Genomic DNA, 22103 nt, shown 5'->3' with positions numbered 1-22103 from the left:
TTCACCCAAGATGTTAGCGGGATGGCCGTTTTCGCCGGGACTGCCACGTCTCGATGGGTTCATGATCATCTTCTTCGATCAGTTCCAATGCTTCTTCCACTCTTCTTGCTTTGAATAACATAATTAATTCCATCAGGTCTTCCCGGTCCAGCAACTTCACTCCATTGACTGCTGCAAGCGTCCGGCAAGCTTCCGTGTAACGGGCGGACGTTAATACAATCGACCGGTCAGCTTCATAATAACGCATGGAGGTATAGATTTCCTGCACAGCACTTAACCCTACGGGATGGTTTGCGCCATATCGCTTCGCTTGCACAACACTTCGTCTGCCGAGTCTATCGACAAACACCAGATCGGCCCCGAAATCCCGGCTGCTCGTCGTTTTATGAACCTCATCGTACCCGAGTTCTTCGAATAAATGATATAGATATAATTCAAATTCCGAACCATCCTCCATCTTGTCGATGTCCTTTATCGTAATCTTCCTGGGATTAGCTTCACTTCGTATCCGCTGCCCTCGCCCGATAATACGCCGAATAATCCAGGCCAGCAGTAGTAATATGAAAATATTACCGATGACCCATAGGGTCACATTTTCACTCCAGTTCATAGCTCTTCTCCTTGTTCTTTTCCCTATGTTCTATCCAACGTCTTAATCAGATATGGCTTATCACCGCACTAAATATATCAGACTTCCACCTTGATCGAAAGAAGATGAATTCCCTGTAACCCTCACACTTCTCCAAACATGGTTATTTCGACAAATACATGATAAAAGGTTACAGTGTGTTCGGTTGAATTGCACTTCACTTCAATGGTAAAATTCAACAATCGGTTCTCTTTTGAATCGAAGAAGAAAGGTGGTTTATCACTTGCATACATTGACCAAACACAAGTCCAAAACATGGGCTGCCCTCATTTTTAGCGGCATGCTCCTCTTCACCATGAATACAACAAGTTACGCTGCTGCCTCAACCGAATCCATGCCCAAACCAGCGTGGACGTCATCTTCCCTGATGTTATCTGAGGCCAATACCGAAAAAGATGTCCTGATCAAGGCAATCCATGCCGTGCCATCCAAAAATCTTGTCTATGTACATGCCTCCCAGGCCGTAACGAAAACAAGCAGCAAAACTACACTGGACTGGCAGCTGGACTCTCTCCAAGCATTCGATGCTACAACTGGGCAATTGAAGTGGAATACGATATTCCATGAGAAAAGCGGTCCTTACACCACCTACTCTGATTCGGTATATGCCAGCAACGGTACAGCTTATGTGTATATGGAATATTCGGACAAAACCAAAAAGTTGTACTCATTCAATACATCCGGTAAGACCAACTGGATCAAAACGGTGAACTCACCTGCAAGCATATCCCTATTGGATAACGATACGCTGATGGTTGCTTCAAGTCAGGGCGTGCAGTCAAATGGTTCCGTTCGCTCAGCCATCTCGTTATATGACAAAAAGGGCAAATTAATTACCGAAAAGACCATTAACGGCAGCGTGCTAAAGGCTGATCATGGTCGAATTGTAGTGGATGCCAGCAAACAAACCAAGGTAGGCAACTTCTGGCAGCAAGCTGCGAATCCCAAGGTGGAGATCTATGATCGTACGTTGAATCGTCTGGCCTTCTACCAATTCCCTGCCAATGCCAATACACTGGGAGATGGCGGCGGTGAATCGCTGGCCATTCTGGACGATGGTTCCATCCTTATGCGTGCCAATTTCGGGAATACGGGTAATCGACTGATGGGCTTTGGCACCGACGGCAAGCTTGCATGGGGACGTGCCATTGCCGGTGATGCCTACATCCAAACGGCTGGCAACGGCTATACGGTCCTTACAGGGCAGAAGCTGGAACTGTATACGATGAAAGGCAAAGTGACTGAGCGTACATTCAAGGACACACAGCCTGCATTAATGCATGTTGACCAGACACAAGATGGTCAGTACCAGCTGGATTTTGCCAAAACAGGATACATTCTTGATCCGCAGACACTGGAAGATGTGCATATCTACACGACCAGTGCCTCCGTTCCTTCATTAGAAGGTGTCTCTACCTATGTCGATGATGTCATCTATTCGATGAACGATGAGACATTGTCCAAATATGTACTGAAGTCCCATTCCGCAAAATAATAAAAGAGTCTTTTCGGCTCTTTATCGTATGTTCGTGATCCAAACTAAAATCTCGATTCAATAATAAGCCGGGCGAGTTCCATAAGGAGCTCGCCCGGCTTATCGCATGTCAGGATAGAATTATCCTATTTCCAATTCTCGTCTATAAATTCGTCCCGTCCGGATAACGCACGGTCTTCCTTATAGTGTTTCTCGTTTTTCTTGTGGTAATCCTGGTGATAGTCTTCAGCCCGATAGAACACAGCTGCATCACGAATTTCCGTAACAATCGGTTGACTGAATCGTCCGCTGGCTGCCAGTTCCTGCTTGGACTGTTCAGCAAGCTCACGTTGACGTTCATTATGCACAAAGATCGCCGTACGATACTGTGTCCCCCGATCCTGGAACTGTCCTCCGTCATCTGTCGGGTCAATCTGAGGCCAGTATAGCTCCAGCAGTCGTTCATAAGGGAATACATCCGGATCAAATGTAATTTCGACCACTTCGACATGACCGGTCTCCCCTGTTTTGACCTGCTCATATGTTGGATTCTCGACGTGACCGCCAGTATAACCCGATATAATCCCATGAATGCCCGGTTGTTCTTCGAACGGTGTAACCATACACCAGAAACATCCGCCGGCGAATGTAGCTTTTTCCATTCCGTTCATCCCCTCTTATCTAAAAAAACTACGTATGAATATAGATAGCTGATACGCATATCTTCTTATATTTTAAAACAACAAGAGGTTGATTGAAAGCCATCGTTATGGCTCTCAATCAACCTCTTCATTGGTAATTCATTTGGAACGACAACTTGTTCAAGAATTTATCCTGAAACTGGTTACCCGCGACTACGTCCCATAGAACGGAAGATCAAGCTCACGATGGCTACAAGAACGATCGCACCAATCAATGCAGGTACAATGTAGAATCCGCCCATCTCAGGACCCATATCACCCAAGATTACTCCACCTAACCATCCACCGATGAAACCCGCAACGATGTTACCGATAACACCACCTGGAATGTCACGACCAACGATCAAACCTGCCAACCAACCAATGATACCACCGATAATTAATGACCATAACCAACCCATATCATTCACCTCTAATTAAAGTTTTTGTTGTTGTCTGTCTACTATTAACCGCTACAGAAGCATTTAAACAATTGGCATAAAAATTTTTGCATATTACCTTTTGTCCCGATGCATCGTTCTCTGCAAAACAAGCCATAGTTAGGTATGGAAACAGATCGCGTTACTTTCCGGCATCTCACCAGCTCAGGGCTGCGTTATGTACCTCCCGAAAGTCATTGTATGTTAGAGCAGACAAGGTTAGTATCACCAATTGAGGTAGGATTATTTATAAGTTTGCGTCATATTATAGATGGATGGGTTAGATCTGATCAATAAAAGCCTGCACGGCCCTTACCTGGCTGCGCCAGCCACGTATGTTTGTGACTCTTGTCCAGCTCGCCACGCATGGACTGAATGACTTTTACAATGTCTGTCTGTCCATTCTGATGCCATTCCAGCGCAGCGCTCACATACAACTCACCTAGCTGCGCCAGAGAAAACGTGTCGGTCAGACGAGCTGCTTCTACCGTGCCTTCTTCACCCGCGAATACGGTGAAGCCACGTTGACGTAGATATTGCAGGCGCAGCGCTTCATCTGGCAGCGGAATTTCGTAAGCCCGGTCAAACCGTCCAGCACGGTTCATAAGGCCAGGATCGATTTTCTCAGGATAATTCGTTGTCCCAATCAAGAAAATGCCTTCTTTGGACGTAGCTCCATCCAGTGTATTCAGGAAAAAGGAACGGACTTCATCCGGCATCGAATCGATGTCCTCAATGATCAGTACCATCGGTGCGAGTCGCTTGGCAGCCTCGAACACTTCACGCACCGATTCACTGTTGGTATACTCCGTTATCTGCCAATACGCAGCCGGTCCCGGTATACTTCCTGCAATGGATTTCACCAATGTGGTCTTACCGTTTCCGGGGTGTCCATACAATAGAATGCCCCGTTTGTACGGGATATCATAATCTCTGTAAAAGGAACGATCTGCTTCGAAGAACTGATCCAGCGAGCGGAAAATATCCTGTTTAATCTGTGCAGAGAGAACAACATCCTCTCTTCCCACGGAGCGAGTAATCGATTCGACATGACGGTCGCTGCCATTGCGGGCATCGGTATACACCGTCACTTTTTTCATATTTTGCTGACGTTCCCGTTCCCGGACACTTCCCAGAAATTGCTTCATCTCTTCATCCCCGACAGCAAATACAAAGTCTTCGCTATAGATCCCGTTCTCTCTGAAAAATGGAACACGCACAAGTGCAACGCCCCATTTTGGATAGGCAAATACGTTGTTGCGGATGGAGTAGTGCACACCATACGTGGGCACATCACCATCATCATCGTAATGCAACGTCTGAAGCTCCAAATCCTCGAAAATGCGGGCTACCAATTCCACTTCGGTACTTCCATTTTGCAAGTCTTCCCGGAGTAACTCCCAGTATTCATTGTTCGGGTCAGAACTGGCATACAGTTTGTATTCAATGCCATAGCGCTGATGTAGCGCCTCGCTGATGCCACGAATCAGCCTTGAATAGATGGCGTACCCTTCCACTCGAATGCGGGTATCATGTTGTTCGTCATAAGTATAGATCGCCTTTGTTGGATCCGTTTGTTGTTCGTGTATTGTCATTATTTCGCTCCCTTTACCGCTACAAGCGGTTTGCATTTGGCTACAACTTGAGCCAGGCCTGCGCCGGTAACACTGTCTATAATTTCATCTACATTTTTATAAGCCTGAGGTGATTCATCAATAATGGATTCAAGTGAGCGCTGGTTTACCACGATCTCATCTTCTGTGCCGACGCCCAGTGCCGTAGCAAAATCCTCTACAGTAACCAATCGTTTCGTTGCTGTTCGTGAACGTATGCGACCCGCGCCGTGACATATCGAATAATAATTATCAGCGCCCTGTGGCTGACCGACCATGATATATGAAGCACTTCCCATCGAACCGGGAATAAGCGCCGGATGTCCAGTTGCCAGATAAGGCTTGGGATTGTCCGGGTGACCCGCCGGCAACGCACGTGTCGCTCCTTTTCGATGTACAAAAACGGAATCTTGGTCTGCATGGGATTCCTCCCAGGCGTAGTTGTGCATCAGGTCGTATAACGTTCGAAATTCACATTTGGGGCCAAATACATCCCGGAATGCTTCGCGAATAGCATACGCAATCAGGTGACGATTGACAACCGCGTAATTCAATGCAGAATACATCATGTTCACATAATGACGACCTTCTGCATGCTCCAGCGGCGCAAATACCAGTCTTGGATCGGATGTGCCCAAGTTAAGACGCTGCATGACTTTCGCAATCGCTGAAGAACTCGTCTGACTGACATATCCGCCCCATGCACGAGAGCCGGAATGAATCATGACCACGATCTGTCCATCGTACAATCCCCAAGCTTCGGCGATTTCACGATTCTCTTCGGCGATCTCAATCGCCTGAATCTCGGCAAAATGATTCCCTCCGCCCAGTGTACCGAGCTGACGATGCGAACGATGCCACGTCATATCAGGAATGTGATTTAACACATCCTCATCGTAACTGAATTTGCTGCTTTCCACATGGGTTATCGAGGTTGATTTTTTCGGTGTATAGCTGTCAGGGATATATTTTTTGGGTAAACCATGCAGCCCTTTACGAACAATGTGCTCCAGTCTTATATCCGAGTAATGACCTCGCTGGTTCGCCTCCATTGGCAATACTTTCTCTATGGCTTTGACAAGTTTACGGCGAAGCTTGATGTCTTTCAATTCGTCCTTGTGCAAGTTCGTCATGTGCACTCGCATGCCACAGCCAATGTCACTGCCCACGATGGAGGGAGAAACGTATCCGCTCTGCGCATCCCAGACGGCTGTTGTTCCAATGCATGTACCTACACCGACATGCACGTCAGGCGTGTAACTCATATAAGAGATTCCCGGAATCTGCAGATTATTGTTCGCCATCTCGAATACCTTGTAATCGAGCGAGGAAAAGAGTTGTTGTGCTGCATACACGGTTAGATCACCCGCGGGCAATTTTACTTCATGGCGGTAGCTACCTGCGTTTTCATTTTGACTCGTAAATAAATTAAAGTCTGTATTCATAAAAGTGTATTATTCCTTCCTGTACGTTCAGCAAATTCGGTTTGCTGATTCATCTATAAATTAAAACTAAAAAAAGCCATAGGCTAGTCGCCCATGACTTCTACTTAATGACAATAACGGAGAACAGAACAGCTTAAACATGCTTGTGTGTCTGTTATCCATCGCTATGATATAAGCGAAGAACGCATATCGATTATAAAACCCGCTAAACGATATGCCTATCCCCTATGTCGACCGTATGAGGCCAATGAGACGATGAGCCTGATATGCAGTTGTATCCACCTTGCGCCCTGTTTGATTCAGATCATAACCAAGCATCATGTCTCTCGGCCTCCCTTCGTTAATGTTAAGTCTTATAATAAAGGGACTGAAATTCATGTGTCAACCCTTTTCTTGGAAATAGATCCATGGTACAGACTTTATGTATAAACCAAAAGAGGGGACCGTCCTAGGACAGACCCCCTCTTTTCTTAATAATAATGATGTTGTTAGCTTAACATGATTATTACAGACCTGCTTGTTTTTCCAACTCATCAACCGGATTTTCGTCTTCTTTTTCAGGAACTTTGGAAGACAGGAACCAACCACATACCGCAATGGTGATCAGTACAATATAGAATCCGAATTTCCAAATTTTATTTTCCGGGAAATGCTCATCCAGAACACCCAATGAAGGGTGTGCAAGTGTAATAACTGCCAGTTTAACCCCTACCCAACCTACGATCACAAAAGCCGCAACTTCAAGCCCTGGGCGGGAATGAAGCAACTTCACAAAATATGAGGCAGCAAAACGCATGATCACAAGCCCGATGAATCCACCGAGGAAAATAACGATAAACTGTCCTCCGTCAAGTCCCCCGATTGCAGGCAATCCGCTTGGTGGCAACGCCACGGCCAAGGCAACTGCAGCAAGAATGGAATCGACTGCAAATGCGATATCGGCTACTTCGACTTTGAATACGGTCATCCAGAAACCAGATTGTTTTTTCGGTTTCTTTGGCGTCGAATCAGCAGCTTCATCTGTTTTATTGCGATTACCCAGTATCTTTTTAACAATGTGGTTAATCGAAATGTATAGGAGATACAGGGCACCGATCGCTTGTACTTGCCACACATCGACGAGGAAAGAGATCAGGAACAATGAACCTAAACGGAAAACAAATGCGCCCATCAGACCATAGAACAACGCTTTTTTGCGCTTCTCTTCAGGTAGATGTTTAACCATAATTGCGAGTACCAATGCATTATCTGCTGCAAGTAATCCTTCTAGAACTACTAAGACAGCCAACACCCACCCATATTCCAATAATAATGAAACTTCCAACGTTGACTCCTCCTTAATATCCTTATGATGTACAAAAAAAAGGACCTTTACCATCGCTGGTAAGGTCCTTTTATATCCACAAAAAGAGACCTTTACCGAGCATGAAAACTTGGTAAAGGTCTCGCTAACAACAAATTTGCTGCCAATAAAGCCGGGGATACGATCCCGAATTGACGACTTTACTGTAAAAGCTACTCCCCTTTAACAGGAATATGTAGTTTTAGTTGGAACGGGTTGTTAAACCTGTACTCATCATATTTCATAATCTTAAATAAAGTCAAGCTTTATTTCGTTTACGGTACAGCTTACGGAATACGACAACATCGTAAATCATATTCCCCAGTGGAATGAAAGAAATGAAGAAGAGGGCAATTGGACGACGCAGACGCCACTTCTGTGAGGTGTACATGCTCACCATAAATAACAAGTACATTAAAAATAAAAAACCGTACAAATTTCCAAACCAAGTGACAGCCTGCGGCATAACTCCGGCATCTCTCAACGGAAAAGCAACAAACAGTAACAATACATACGAAATTCCCTGCAACCACAACATCAGCCGGAAGCGTCCCAGCATAGAATGTAACATTATTTTCCTCCTGCTTCTATACATGTAACGAATTCAATTGTTCCCGTACAGTATATCACAAAAGCCGATTATCTCCGCTTTATGCCATGCAGCAGATTATTCCTGCACGCTTATATGGGTGGTCCACCTACCTTTTTGTAGGAGCCAAATGGCTGAGCTTCTCATAAGATAGATGACGAAGATTGTTACAGATGTCGGACAAGGAGGAGCCTGTTAATGAAAATTGCTATGATTGCACCCGAGAAATTACCTTTGCCAGGCAACGGTTCCGTTGAAATCTGCATACTGGGTATCGCTCGCGAACTTGCACACCGCCATCAGGTGACCATCATAAGTCGTCAAATGGAGGGTCTCGTCACCACAGAACAGATTGACGGTATCACCATTCAACGTGTCCCTGCTTCGAGTCCTGTCGGGTATACCAAAGCAGTCATCCGTCTGTTATCCAAACAACCCTACGATGTCATTCAAGTCGATAACAGGCCACGAAGTATGGCGACCATCAAACGAGCTTTTCCACGCACCCCCGTTGTACTCTATCTTCACTCGTTAACGTTTGCTCAGCCCGGACCTTCCAGATTCACATTGATGAAAAAAGCGGATTGGATTGCCGTCAACAGTCAGTCCCTGAGACAAAGGCTAGGCCGCAGATTCCCCTTGGTAAAACGCCGAATGAGTGTTGTACCACTGGGTGCAGATTTAAGCCGTTTCAGGCCTGTTGAATCCAGCGAAGAACAGATTCATCTGCGTGCTCAATTTGGAATAACTAAACCATTCTCTATTCTGTATGTCGGCAGGCTCATCCCTGGAAAAGGTGTAGACGTATTAATTCGTGCAACTGCCATCCTTCAGCGACAGATGCCTGTTCAACTGGTTGTTGCAGGCAAGGGACCTCCTTATTACATGCGTAAACTTCGCGAGCTCGCCCATGAACAAAAAGTCCATGTTTCCTTCCGTGGTCAGATAAACCATGAGCATATCGATCAGTTGTATCGGGCAGTCGATTGTCTGGTCTGTCCATCTCAAGAACATGAAGCTTTTGGCCTGGTCAATGTTGAGGCGATGGCTTCAGGATTACCCGTCATTGCTTCTGATAACGGAGGCATTCGTGAGATTATTGAATCAGGTATTAATGGATACCTTGTCACCGCTTATAAGCGTCCCCAACGTTTTGCCTCTTGCCTGTACAAACTTGCAAGCAATCCCCCTTTTGCCGAGATGTTAGGGAAGGCTGGTCGAGACAGCGCAAGGGCACATTTCAGTTGGGCCAGAACAGCCATGCATCTGGAAGCCACCTATACCAGGCTCATCCGTCAATGAGCCTTCTTCTGTTATGAGCTTTTTGCCCCATGTAAACCTGCTCTTAAAGATGATCAAGCTTTTTCACGAAATTGCCATCCCGCAATCAAAGAATCCATCTGCGGAACAGGAATGTGACTCATCTCAATTAACTCCATAATAACCATATCTCTCATCATGAATCGTACTTTGGCACATGTTAGTTGGTGAAATACATCGTAGAATGCCGTCCCGGTCCAACATCCATGGGGTACGACAAGCGGATCATTAACGATATAGCCTACGGCCCCAATCGGTGGAATAACAACCTTAATTGCTTGTTCATCCAATCGATTGTCTGGATCTTTGACGAGATACACGGTATCCCCCACATGTAAAACCTGTACTCCATGATAGTGGTCCATCCCATACATAGCTGCGAATAATTTAGTGCTCATATGACCTGCTCCTTCTCTTGTATTTGTCCATAATTAAAATTTACAAAGATACATCGGTCTCATAATGTTCCAACCACTCGACAAGTTGCCTGCGTATCTCTCTACGAAACTCCCGTGGTTCAAGTACCTCTGCTTCGGGTCCAAATTGATACAACCATTTCAAAAATTCTCGGCTGCTATTCAGTGTCACTTCAAATAACAATCCCCCATCCGACATATTCGTCATTCGCGGGCGAACAAACATTTCTTCTTCTTTTATGTAGGGGGCTATTTTCTCAGAGAATCTTACCTTGAAATGGATATGCTCGTCTCCACGGTCAATGGACCATGTGTTCTTCATATACTGTATTATGTTGAAGTCACCCTTGTCGAAACCGGTATTGGTTCGTGTGACATCCAAAAAACGGCTAATTCGGAACAATCGAACTTTTTGCAGCAAATGACAGTATCCGATCAGATAAAAACGTTGATCACGTGGAATGAGATAATAAGGGTCGATATCGCGAACTGTGATCTCATTTCTTGTCAGCGTATGATATTGAGTACGAATGGTTTGCTGGCTTAGAATAGCTTCGATGATGGGAATCAGCAGATTAGGGTCTTTTCCTTCCTCACGATAAGCTGGCGTGCCCATCCGAATAATTCCCGCAATATTCTCTACAATGTCACTGTTTCTTGATTTTAATTTGGTATGAGCCGACATAACCTTGTCAAAAGCTGAATCAAACTCAGCAGGTAACTTGGAGGTATCAACTACGGACGGGAGCAAGGAGAAAACCATTGCTTCCTGTTCAGTAAAATCTAATGGATACATGGCAAACTCACCAATAAATCGGTAACCTTTGCCGTATCCTTCATTCATAATCGGGGCGACCCTATCCAAAATCCGGAGATCACGATAAATCGTGCGTACAGTCGTACCGCATTTCAGCGCCAATTCCTTGGCCGAAATTCCAGGATTTGCTTGTATAGCCTGAAGTATACGCAGCAGACGAATTAATTTCTCTGTCATGTAGTTTCTCCCCTTCGATATTTTATCGGCAAGGAAAACTAGTTCCTTTAGTACAGGACTAAATCTTTAGTCCCAATATTATTTTCGCATTTTCACCATTTCAGTATAGTCCAATTGCACTCTTACCCCCTTTTAATATACATTCTCTTACTTGCTTGCGTAAAACATTAACCCAAATGACCTTAAACCTAAGCCTGAAAGCCTACACAAACTTTTAAAAAAATGCAAAAAAAAAGCCTAATCTCACCAAAGAGACAAGGCTTTCTTGGAATTACTGGTTATGCAACTCTAATAATTGATTCATCACATTCACCATATGCTCACATAGTTCAGGAATATCTCCCATCTGGTCTTCATTCACACTACGGTCAAAGTATACATGAGCCATGACGTTGTATGTGATTGGCTCTTCATCAAAGATATAGCGGATGTTCAGGCACATCCGCTGGTCAGGCCAGCCCATCTGCAATATTGAACGAATAGCCGAGCACTGTGTCTCGGTCTCCTTCACAACCATACCAAACCGCAGTTCCAATCGGCAACCCGGATGCGCTCCAGGCTTCTCCAATATCTCTGCTGCAAGTTCCTCAAGGGAACTGCTTAATATGACTTCTCCTGTTACTTCCGGACGATCCCTGAGACAGAACTGTATTGTGAACTCTCTGGACATCACTGCCATCTCCAGCCGATCTTTACGCCCCGTAATCTGAATACGTTCATCCAGGTTATCCATATCATAGAGATAATTCTCAAACCCGACTTTCAGATTGTCATACACCGTTGGATCAAACATTGAAATATACCTACTTTCTTGCCCTTTAACATGTATTGTAGTACATTCTTTTCCTTCATGCGACTATCATAACTTCTCGTCCGTGAAATATAAAAAGCCCAGTCCGGGGACTGGGCTTCGGCTAAGCATGGGGTCTGATGAGATCACCCAGCTTGGCTTATTCTTCTTCAGCTTTTTCTTCAGCTGCTGGTTCAGCCGCTTCATCAGCAGAAGCTGTTGGCTCTTCCTCAGCCGCTTGTGGCGGCATGACGGACGCGATGATTGAATCAGGAGATGTTACGAGTGTCAAACCTTTATCCAGTTTGACGTCCGCTGCAGTCAAGCGATCACCAATATCCAATCCGCTAACATCAACTTCAATGGACGTTGGCAGATCCGCAGGCAATCCTTCTACCTCCAGCTGTGTCTCCTGTGTCTGGAATACACCACCCGCTTTTGAACCGGCTGCTGTACCCTGGAAGTCGATCGATACACTTACGCTGATTGGCTTGTTCTTGGAAATTTGCAAAAAGTCTACATGCAGCAAACGTCCGTTACGCTCTTGCTGATCCTTGATCAGTACGGGAATCGTTTTACCACCCTCAACATTCAGGTTGAACATTTCGGAGCGGCCTGTGCGTGCCACTTTCAGCATCTCTTTTTCATCTACATGTATTGAAGCACCTTCAAGTCCCGGGCCGTAAACGACTGCAGGAACTCGTCCGCCTTGTCTTAACAAACGCAGTGCTGCACCTTTCTTTTCCGTTCTTGGCGTTGCTGTAAGTTGAGCCATTTTTCCGTTGGATTTCATGATTGAACATCCTCCTTCAAGGGATCACTACATTATATTTGTTGGAAAGCGTTAAAGCTTCGCTTATAGACCATAATGGTCTTTTTTTCGTTGGCCGAATCGTGGGCCATATCTATATTTACCCCAATGATAGAGGATCTCAAACACGAAACAAGACAATTCTTTATTTTCGGCTAAGCTATTCTCCGTATATTCAGACCAAAAAAGCAGTCGGAATCTCTTCCAACTGCTGGTTTAGCAAGGGTTTGACGAACTACGTTCAAAGTTATAAATAAAGAAACTATGCGCTATCACGATCTTCCGTTTTTTCGCTTTCGCGAATGATCTGCATCTCGTCTGACCCGCTACGGACAATAATGTGCACGTCCCCATCTTCAGGTACAATGTCCACGTAACGGTCTCCGCACGTATCTTTAGCTTCCCATTCGTTCAATCGAATGATCAATCCCAGATGATGCAGACCCGGAGCAACGCGAAAGCGGGCTTCAGCGGCATTTCCGACTCGTTCCAGCTGTACTGCTCCGTCCTCCATACCAGTGCCCCATACCCAGACATCCCAACCTTCATACTGCTGGTCTTCCCGTTCGTAGCGAAGCGTGACGGTTCGCGAAATCTGTTTATGAATCGTCACGGCAAGAGTTGCGCGGATTCCTCCTGCTTCAGCAATAATATGGGTTACTCCGGGTGCCATCGCACGTACGATCCCTGCCGCACTCACCGCTGCAAGTTCAGGGTGAGAAGAGCTCCAACGTACATTCGAATCCTGTAGCGGCTGACCAAATTGATCAAGGACCAAGGCACGGAAGCGACTGATGCGGGTCATGTACATGACTGGTTCGCCCACAATTTCCATTCGTTCAGCATGACGGTAATCCACTTGTAACATACAGCTTGCCGTTATGTCCCCACAGTGTACTGTAATCGAAGCTTCCCCTCGTTCCATTGCATGGATTGTTCCATCAGGCTGGATCCGAATAATATCCGGATCAGAAGAAGTCCAGGTAACCGGGGCTTTTTCTACCACATTGCCAATGCTGTCCCGTACGATTGCTCGCAGTTGCGTGGTCTCCTTCGGACTGTATACCTGGCGAGGAAAACTAATCTCCACTGTTGACGGCTCAGCGCCTCCAGCACGCTCTGTGTCATACAGTACCATCAATGACCATCGTTCTATCTGCACATTACCACGAACAGTCTCAATCCGATCTGTACCTGCCTGATGAGCATTGACTACGACATGCCAGTCCCCTTCTCCCAGGTCCACATGCTGCTCATGTTCTGTTCCGTTATAAATGACCATTATCTGATTCCAGGTGTCCTGATTCGCACCATCCTGAAGCATAAAGGCAACTACATTGCCATCCGCACGAATTACACGAAGGTGATTTCGTACCTGTTCAGCATCAATCATACGAAAAGCGGGATGTGTGCGACGCAGGTGAATAAGACCACGATAGTAGTCGAACACCGGTCTGAACCGTGCTTTGTTGGCCCATGTGATGGCGTTCACCGCATCCCCGCTCCGATAACTGTTATGATCACCGGCTTTGGACCTGAGCAACTCATCCCCTGAATGCAGGAACGGAATGCCTTGAGAAGTCAGCAGAATGCCGGAAGACAGTAACGAGCGACGAACCATCTCATGATCCAAAACATCATCTGCATCCACATACCGATAAGGATCTGCTGCTTTTACAGCGGACTCAGCACTCCCACCACCCACGGGCTGTCCGTCCTTCCATACGGGAAATCCTAATTCATGTCTTAGGTTCATGGTTGTTGCAATTTTATCCCACAGATTGAGGTTGTCATGGGCAGTTACATAATTGACAACCTCCACAGGTGAAGATGTGAAATCATCCAGTGCCCCGGCTAATCCTCTGAGAATCTCATATTCCTGTCCTCCGGCCCCCGTGACAAACCCTCTGCCACTTCCATCACTATCGCCCTTGATTGCACTGCGAAAATGATCATTAAATACTGCAAATCCCTGACCTCGCTGGGTTCCTTTTAATGTTTTGCGGTCCAAAGGCGAATCTCCACCCGTCCAAGGTTCCCCATAGATCAGAAATGCCGGATCAATCTGCTCCCGCAATTCGCGTGTCAATTCGTTCATCGTTTCCGTATCGATCAGGGCCATAAGGTCAAATCGAAATCCGTCCACATGATATTCTTCTGCCCAATATCGGAGAGAATCCACAATATATTTTCGCACCATTGGACGTTCTGTCGCCAATTCATTGCCTACACCAGAACCATCACTTAGGGTTCCATCCTCCCGATAACGGTAATAATAGCCGGGTACGATCCGTTCAAAAGGTCCTTCTTCCACGCTATACGTATGATTATAGACAACATCAAGTACAACCCGGATGCCTTGCCTGTGCAGCGATTGTACGAGTGATTTGAACTCCCGAATTCGAACTGCCGGATCACGAGGGTCGGTAGCGTAGGAACCTTCGGGAACGTTATAATGTTGCGGATCATATCCCCAGTTGTATGGTGCTCGGACATTGGAACCAACGTCTGCCGCAGCGAGTTCATTCACCGTCTGATAATCCGCCACAGGCAGAAGATGTACATGAGTGACTCCCAGTTCAGCAAGATGGTCTACACCAATACTATTGCCTGCTCTATCCGTCAGACCGGATGCTGTGAATGCCAGATATTTTCCCTTATACGGAATATCGGCGTGTGGGTCTGAGGAGAAATCACGAACATGTAACTCATATAACACGGCATCGACAGGACGCAGAAAAGCAGGTTTGACATCCAGTTCCCAATCGACCGGATTGGTGGTGTCAGGATCGATAATAGCCGTTCGTTGCCCATTGGCCGTTACCGCTCTCGCGTATGGATCAACAACGACTTCAATCCGCTGATCATTATGAGTGATACGGTACATATAATAATAACCTGCCCAATCACCTGTAAGCTCTAAAGTCCATATTCCGTCCGCATCACGTGTCAAGGAATGATCCCTTCCACCCTTATGCTCTTGCACCTTACCTCCCTCGTTGTAATGCCCTTCATCTTCAAAAATCAATATATCAACCTGTTGTGCCGTAGGTGCCCACAATTTAAAAGTACTTGCGGCACGAGTATATGTTAAGCCAAGATCGTTGCCTTCGTAACGAAAAGAAGTCCATTCCGGCATCGTTCCCACCGCCTTTATATCCATTGTTTTCGTGTTGTCCCGATGTTACGGAGCGGGACGGGATTTGTCAACCCGGGGTTGTCTGTACTCATCATATTGGTTCAATTTGTGTATTCAATTAGCAATCGCTTTCAAAATATAGATATGAAAACATGCGCCATAGATTGACAGCATTTGTACCTGTCCTGACAAAAAAAGTTTGAAATATACAAGAATAGAATGCAGGATGAGCGTGATTTGCTTTTAAACAAAGCTATACTTAGCTACGCATTGAACTGGCGGATGTTTTAGTACTTCCGAGTATAACAAACTCCTGTTTATGGTCGAGCCATCGCTCTTTAACTCGACAAAAAATCGCCCTTCCGATTGGAAGGACGACTCATTTTCACTTTTCACCCGATCTACAGGACAATTGAACATGTCCTTATTTAAGCACGCTCCCTTTTACTAGCACACTCCATTCTCTTGCTTGAGGATTAGGGTCGATCAGGAATTCGAATTGGAATACATCACCGTTATGGATAGCCCGTTCACATGTACATGTCCGTCCTGTACGGTGCGTATCGTATCAATGCCTGCTTGTCCTTTCTCAACAATTACATTCCATGTTCCTGTGGGAACAGAGAGGTCACGCTTTTCCTTTGCCGCGTTATAGATGACAACAATGCGATCCCACGAATCTTTGGCTGCTGTACCGTTCAATTCATACGCCAACAGCCCATTACCTTTTTCGATTAGACGAACATGCTTCTCGATCTCTTCCCGTGTACGAAGCCGAAATACGGGATGCTCTCGCCGAAGAAGAATCAGCCCACGATAATAGTCAAACACTGGCTTGAACAGCTGCTTTTGCTCCCAATGTATGGCGTTGACTGCGTCTCCACTCTGGTGGCTGTTGGCATCCCCATATTTGCTGCGAAGCAGCTCATCTCCAGCGGCGATCAGGGGTACACCCTGGGAGGTTAGAACAATACCGTTGGCAAGCAAACAACGCCTAACGGTCTCATTCTCCAGAATGTGTTCCGGATCAATATGCAGGTAAGGCTTAGCCTTCTCTACAGCCTCTTCCACACTTTCGCAACCGCGAATACGTCCATCGTCGTCATAGGTGAGGAAATTCAAAGCATCATGGAGTCCTTGTGTACGTGCGACTTTGTCCCATAAATTAAGATTATCATGCACCGTTACATAGTTGATCGTCTCGAATGGACCATCCGCAAAATCCTGAATGGCTCCCCGGACACCAGTCCACAATTCGTCTTCTTTCCCGTCCGCCCCCGTCGCAAATCCCGTACCCATTCCATCGCTGTCTCCCTTGATCACTCCTCGGAAATTATCGTTAAACACAACAAAGCCCGCCCCGCGCTGCGTTCCTTTTAGGGTCATATCATCCCCAAGTGGCGAATCGAGTGCGCCCCATGGTTCACCATATAACAAAATGGAAGGTGACACTTCGGTATGCAATTCCGCTGCAAGCTGTTTCATCGTAGTGGTGTCGATAAGGCCCATCAGATCAAAGCGAAAACCGTCCACATGGTACTCCTCTGCCCAGTAGCGGACCGAGTCGATGATAAACTTGCGAACCATGGCGCGTTCAGTAGCCACTTCATTACCCGTACCTGAACCATTGCTATAGGTCCCATCGGCGTTTTGACGATAGTAGTACCCTGGTACAAGTTTTTCAAAAGAGCTGCCTTCCGTATCAAACGTATGATTATACACCACATCCATAATGACACCTATTCCCTTGTTATGAAGGGCAAGCACCATGGATTTGAACTCACGAATTCGTGTCTCCGGGTCGTCTGCACGTGATGCATAGGAACCTTCCGGCACATTATAATGGAGCGGGTCATATCCCCAGTTATAGTTGGAGGCATCCGTCGTATCACCATCTATTCTGGATTCATCCACCGTCGCAAAATCAAATACGGGTAGCAAATGCACATGGGTAATCCCGAGTTCAACCAAATGATCGATCCCTAGTGTGTTGCCCTCCGAATCACGCAGACCTGTCTCGGTAAAAGCCAAGTACTTGCCTTTATTCGTTATTCCCGATGAAGGGTGAATGGAGAAATCACGGACATGCAGTTCGTACAGGACTGCATCTACAGGACTGGTCAATTCGGGGCGTATATCCTCACTCCATCCGTACGGATGTGTCTGCTCCAGTCTGACAATTACACCCATTTCTCCATTCATGGTCACGGCTCGTGCGTAAGGATCTACAGCATTGGTCGAATGTCCATCTTCAAAAGTAGGCTTGTACATGTAACGGTAGCCGCTTAAATTACCCTCCAGTTCCAGCACCCAGATGCCTTGTTCTTTCTTTTGCATAGGTATCGCCTGCTGTTTCCGTTGATTGGACTCTTCCTCCGGGGTCCCCCCTGTCAAAGGTGGATACAGAAGTAGTTCCATTTGAACGGCTAACGGAGACCAGACTTTGAAGAGACAGGCTTGTGCTTCTAAGGTGACACCTAAATCTCTTCCTCTGTATGTATCTTCTGAAATCAATATTTCCTGCTTATCCTCTTCAATCATATGTGTTGTTCCCCTCTCGTTGAGAAAATTATGAATATGGACAGAACGAGTGCTCCTTACCCTTTATACCCGTTCTGCTGCCCAACCATAATCCCAATTACACAAAAGAAGACAAACGTCATGTAGATTCACATAACGTCTGCCTTCTTAATGGATCGATAACCTCTCTCTAATGCGGTACCTGGGATTGGAAATCATTACGGCTGGATTGATCGGCATGGTACCAAACCACGTCCCCATCTTGCATCGGCCAGCTTCTCCCCTGACTATCTACCCGGCTGTAATCGAAACCTTCCATTTGCCATTGATTCATTAACGGCGCATGAATGTATTGCAGATGGGGTGCATTCGTATTGCCACTGCGCAACGTTTCGATATTGAAGTTAACTACAATGTAACCGTCCCTCAGAAATACCGTTGCCTTCTCATCCAACTGATTTTGTCTGGCGAGCAGTTCTAGATTGGTTCCTTTGGGAACAGCATATACGTCCGCTGGCAAGCTATATTCGCCATACCAGCGCTGGATCGCTGCATTTGCCCGATCCACATTAACACCAGATGGAATATCTGTTTTTGGGCCAATAAGTGTGCGGATCTGTGAAGGGAGAATCATCCAATCATAACGACCTACCCATGTCTTATGATGAGAGGTCTGATCCACGAAACGAACCATATGTTCGGCGAGTGACCCTTGAATACGTTCTTCCTCCGACAGTTCATAGGTATACTGGTAGCGCGCCGTATCCCCCAACTCCGTACCAGGTACATTCCGCAACCGTGAGTTCAGCACAACAAAGCGTTTCTCTAAATCTTGTGCCGATCCGATACGAATGAGGCGTTCCTGTCCCCGATGGTAGTATAAATCCACCTCTTGTCGGGTGGCGCCATCTTTACTCACAAAAGAGAATGTTGGCGTGATTCGGATACCATCCTGTTTCCCAAACATATTACCTTTGGTCTTCAGGTCGAACTTGAAATGGTAACCCGTCTTCACCGCTGCATTTCGGAAGCCTTGTACCGGATGACTGCCGGGACGAATAGGCAGAACATAGGGAGCCGAATTACCTCGGGCATCTCCGTCGATACTGTTTCCTCCGGTCCAGTAGCTCACACCCGTTGGTTCGGGGCTACCCATCCGCTTGCGGAACACATTCTCCCAGTTGTAGTCCGAAATATCCGTGATATGAAAATCATATAACCGTCCGATAACCTCTACAGCAACGGTATCTGCTGCAACATGATGGGTCAGATTCGTGTTGGCATCCTGTTGTCCTGTAAAGTTTGCAGGTGCATTCTCGGCAATATTACGAAACTCTATCTGATAGTTCCCTTCATCTACCCATACAGGGAGATAAAAAGGGGTATCTAATTGATTTATCGGAATATCCACCCAAGTCATGGCCGGGATAAATTGGCTTCTGGCTGCATTATAAACATCGAATGGGAAACGAACCTGTTTGATCCGGAAATATTTCGCATAATCACGGTTTCCATAACCAGGGTAACTCCCTATATCCAAATGTTGACCTGAAGTTGGAATTCGTACAACAAATGGACGCTCTAGAATAAGTGCAGCTCTGGTCGGATCAGGCGTAGTCTTCTGGTTATGCGGCTGATCATCGGATACCCAGGCATAGTTCACAACTGGAGTATGTACTGTCACCGAGTTTATGCCCAGAATGGGAAACTTCTGATCCTGCCCACCGTTAACATTGCCAGGGAGCAGTCCATACGTAATCTCACCCGTGGTGGGCTGGTTAGCTTTGTTCATCAATGTGTTCTTGATCGTCAGTCGGTTCTGGTACAGAACAAGATCCCCAATCATGCCCGGCTGGGGGATCGTTCCCGGTTGCGGAGCTGATTTTGCTACTGGAGCGGGGTCCATAATCGTCGCCCCATTAAAGGTTACCTTATCGTTATTTACAGTGTTCTCTCTAACCTTCGCTTCAGCTTCAGATTGAAACAACGACGTTTCATCTGGCGTAGGCGGTTCATCGGAACCACCTGGAACCCCTTGGATGCCAAGATCAATTTCTTGACATGGCGCGGGTTTCACATGAGTGTTAACCGCAGTATCCATAGCCGATTGCAAAGTCGGTGGAGTATATACATTGGGCGTCAGGGTCACGGTGTCACCATAACCACCTAGCGCATAGTTAGATACCTTTGCCTCATTTAACTTGTATACCTCCAGATTATCGATCTGCCAATAGCTATATGTTCTTGTTACTTGCATGGTTTTATCCCCAGGGACGTCAAGTTCTCTGGGCTCAGGAGGTGTTCCTGGATCCCCCTCACCACTAGAAGCTCTTCCCGGAATCGTCCAGGTTTTATGATAAACCCTTTTCACAGGAACCTTGTAAGTCACCGTTCCTGTCATGTTAACCCAACGGTGCTGAAACAGATATTCCTTGGCCAAGACATTGGCATAGAGATCTTCCGAGGTCGGAATTCCACGGGTAACATCGAACTTCTCAGATCCCCGATCGTCCGCCTTCAACACACCTCGAACAGATGGGTCTATAACCGATGCTTCGATAACCGTGCCTCTACTAGGTGGGCTGATGGTCACTGAGCAAGCGTTCACAGGATCGCCCCCCGGATCACCATCATTCCCCCCTTCTCCATTATCCGTACAGTCCTTGACCTCAAGCACCTGAGTCCCTTGTTCATCCAGTTGCTGAGCAGTATCAAGAAAATGGGCTTTGATGGTAGTGCTGCCCACGATCCCTTTTATCGTGATTTTGCCATCTGCACCGATCGTGGCTATAGTTGGATTCGAGCTCTGCCACGTCAATTTGGGATGAGCTGTCAGTTTATGAACGGTGCGATCCGGTTTGGTTAGAACGGCTTCAGCCTGTAGAGGTGTCGTATTGGCTTTACAAGCATTCGGCAGATTCACAACGAGTCCTGGCTCAGACGTGACTGTTATGGTCGCAGTATCCGAAATCAGGTAGGTACCGTTGTTCCAGATCGCACGCACAGTTACCGTACCTGGACTCTCAGCTTTTAACATCCCTGTTTTCAACTCTACACTCGCAATTGTCTCGTCAGAAGAAAACCATTTGATCTCTGCCTCTCTTCGGGATACGTCGATGCCCTCACCAAAGGCTGTTCCACCATAGCCCTTCGTCTTCACCTTTGCTACCATCTGCTGAGTTTGACCTAGGGTAAGGGTTGTATCTGGAGTTACATCGATTTCTTTCTCTTCTTCCAGATCACCTTCCCAGATGATATCCATAGGTGTGAAATAAGAGACATTATGCTTAATACAACCAGCAGTTGTTCTTCCCCCATTGGTAAATGGATCATTCTGAGTCCATTCATGATTTCCACCAGTTAATGTCCTGATTTCAACAACTGTGCTTGGAGGTGTAATAACTGTTCTTCCCACGCCCGTGTACGATTCTTGTTCAGGCGGGGTTTGATATTCTACACTTTTAATTTTTACTTCTTTAAAACTAGAGGATGTTAATGTATTGCCGTTATATTCAGGCCAAGAAACCGCTGGCCACCGTGAAAAGTCAACCCTATCCGGCACCTCCTTTAATGCAGGATAAGGAGTTGTACAACTTCCTGCATTATTAGAATATGTGGGACCACCACTGTGATCTGCTCTAAATCTTCCATCATCAACCTGGTACCAATATACACCTGGTGTACCCACTGTTTTCTCAGCTTGAATAGATTTAAGAACAGGACTTTTCATAGATTTTGGACCGTACGAATCGTTATCAGCGTAAACAAAATCATTTATAGATATACCAATCACGTAAGAGCTTATAATTAATAATACAAACAATGTTCTGGACCATATGAATACGGACAGCCGCATTCGTTTTCTCATAGAATTGCTATCA

The 22103-nt window shown here is 46.2% G+C and carries 16 protein-coding genes; 2 read left to right on the top strand and 14 right to left on the bottom strand.

Annotated elements, in window-relative coordinates; all coding sequences use genetic code 11:
• Positions 1-13: 13 nt before the first annotated feature.
• Positions 14-610: a restriction endonuclease gene (locus tag MKY73_RS05765; protein ID WP_339306148.1), complete on the bottom strand. Its 597-nt coding sequence runs from the start codon at positions 608-610 to the stop codon at positions 14-16.
• Between the two features lie 262 nt (positions 611-872).
• On the opposite strand from MKY73_RS05765, the gene MKY73_RS05760 reads away from it, so the two are divergent.
• Positions 873-2144, top strand: a complete 1272-nt coding sequence (locus MKY73_RS05760) for a hypothetical protein (protein ID WP_339306146.1) — start codon at positions 873-875, stop codon at positions 2142-2144.
• A 125-nt stretch (positions 2145-2269) separates the two neighbouring features.
• On the opposite strand, the gene msrA is transcribed toward MKY73_RS05760, so the two are convergent.
• From msrA to MKY73_RS05730, 6 genes are all read right to left on the bottom strand, one after another.
• Complete coding sequence (gene msrA, locus MKY73_RS05755; protein ID WP_339306144.1) at positions 2270-2785, bottom strand: peptide-methionine (S)-S-oxide reductase MsrA; 516 nt, start codon at positions 2783-2785, stop codon at positions 2270-2272.
• A gap of 182 nt (positions 2786-2967) precedes the next feature.
• Positions 2968-3225 (bottom strand): GlsB/YeaQ/YmgE family stress response membrane protein, encoded by a 258-nt coding sequence (locus tag MKY73_RS05750; RefSeq protein ID WP_315938471.1) that lies wholly within the window; start codon positions 3223-3225, stop codon positions 2968-2970.
• Positions 3226-3533: 308 nt separating this feature from the next.
• On the bottom strand, positions 3534-4838 hold the full coding sequence (locus MKY73_RS05745; RefSeq protein WP_339306142.1) for an AAA family ATPase: 1305 nt from the start codon (positions 4836-4838) through the stop codon (positions 3534-3536).
• The gene (locus MKY73_RS05740) at positions 4838-6301 is read right to left on the bottom strand and encodes an RtcB family protein (protein ID WP_339306140.1); all 1464 of its coding nucleotides are present in this window, start codon (positions 6299-6301) and stop codon (positions 4838-4840) included. Before MKY73_RS05740 ends, MKY73_RS05745 begins: the two co-directional genes overlap by 1 nt.
• Before the next feature lie 505 nt (positions 6302-6806).
• Positions 6807-7625: a TerC family protein gene (locus MKY73_RS05735; RefSeq protein ID WP_339256909.1), complete on the bottom strand. Its 819-nt coding sequence runs from the start codon at positions 7623-7625 to the stop codon at positions 6807-6809.
• A gap of 277 nt (positions 7626-7902) precedes the next feature.
• Positions 7903-8214: a DUF3817 domain-containing protein gene (locus MKY73_RS05730; protein ID WP_339306139.1), complete on the bottom strand. Its 312-nt coding sequence runs from the start codon at positions 8212-8214 to the stop codon at positions 7903-7905.
• A gap of 216 nt (positions 8215-8430) precedes the next feature.
• Between MKY73_RS05730 and MKY73_RS05725 the strand changes: the two genes are divergently transcribed.
• The gene (locus MKY73_RS05725; RefSeq protein WP_339306137.1) at positions 8431-9534 is read left to right on the top strand and encodes a glycosyltransferase family 4 protein; all 1104 of its coding nucleotides are present in this window, start codon (positions 8431-8433) and stop codon (positions 9532-9534) included.
• 53 nt (positions 9535-9587) lie between these two features.
• Here the strand turns inward: MKY73_RS05725 and MKY73_RS05720 are convergent, their stop codons facing one another.
• From MKY73_RS05720 to MKY73_RS05690, 7 genes are all read right to left on the bottom strand, one after another.
• Positions 9588-9950 (bottom strand): HIRAN domain-containing protein, encoded by a 363-nt coding sequence (locus MKY73_RS05720; RefSeq protein ID WP_339306135.1) that lies wholly within the window; start codon positions 9948-9950, stop codon positions 9588-9590.
• Between the two features lie 40 nt (positions 9951-9990).
• Positions 9991-10962 carry a WYL domain-containing protein gene (locus tag MKY73_RS05715; RefSeq protein WP_339306134.1) on the bottom strand — a complete coding sequence of 324 codons (972 nt, stop codon included), beginning with the start codon at positions 10960-10962 and terminating at the stop codon, positions 9991-9993.
• 271 nt (positions 10963-11233) lie between these two features.
• A complete protein-coding gene (locus MKY73_RS05710; protein WP_339306132.1) occupies positions 11234-11755 on the bottom strand; it encodes a hypothetical protein in 522 nt (173 codons plus the stop codon).
• A gap of 157 nt (positions 11756-11912) precedes the next feature.
• The gene (locus tag MKY73_RS05705; protein ID WP_339306130.1) at positions 11913-12545 is read right to left on the bottom strand and encodes a 50S ribosomal protein L25; all 633 of its coding nucleotides are present in this window, start codon (positions 12543-12545) and stop codon (positions 11913-11915) included.
• A 280-nt stretch (positions 12546-12825) separates the two neighbouring features.
• Entirely contained in the window at positions 12826-15702 is a 2877-nt protein-coding gene (gene pulA / locus MKY73_RS05700; RefSeq protein ID WP_339306128.1) for a type I pullulanase, read from the bottom strand.
• A gap of 486 nt (positions 15703-16188) precedes the next feature.
• Positions 16189-18243, bottom strand: a complete 2055-nt coding sequence (gene pulA, locus MKY73_RS05695; RefSeq protein WP_339306126.1) for a type I pullulanase — start codon at positions 18241-18243, stop codon at positions 16189-16191.
• A gap of 169 nt (positions 18244-18412) precedes the next feature.
• Positions 18413-21637: a DUF5704 domain-containing protein gene (locus MKY73_RS05690; RefSeq protein ID WP_339306123.1), complete on the bottom strand. Its 3225-nt coding sequence runs from the start codon at positions 21635-21637 to the stop codon at positions 18413-18415.
• Positions 21638-22103 lie beyond the last annotated feature (466 nt).

It is taken from the genome of Paenibacillus sp. FSL R5-0519 (assembly GCF_037974275.1).
Classification (GTDB): domain Bacteria; phylum Bacillota; class Bacilli; order Paenibacillales; family Paenibacillaceae; genus Paenibacillus.
Note: the sequence above shows the minus strand (reverse complement) of the source record. Positions and strands in the feature narration are given on the sequence as shown.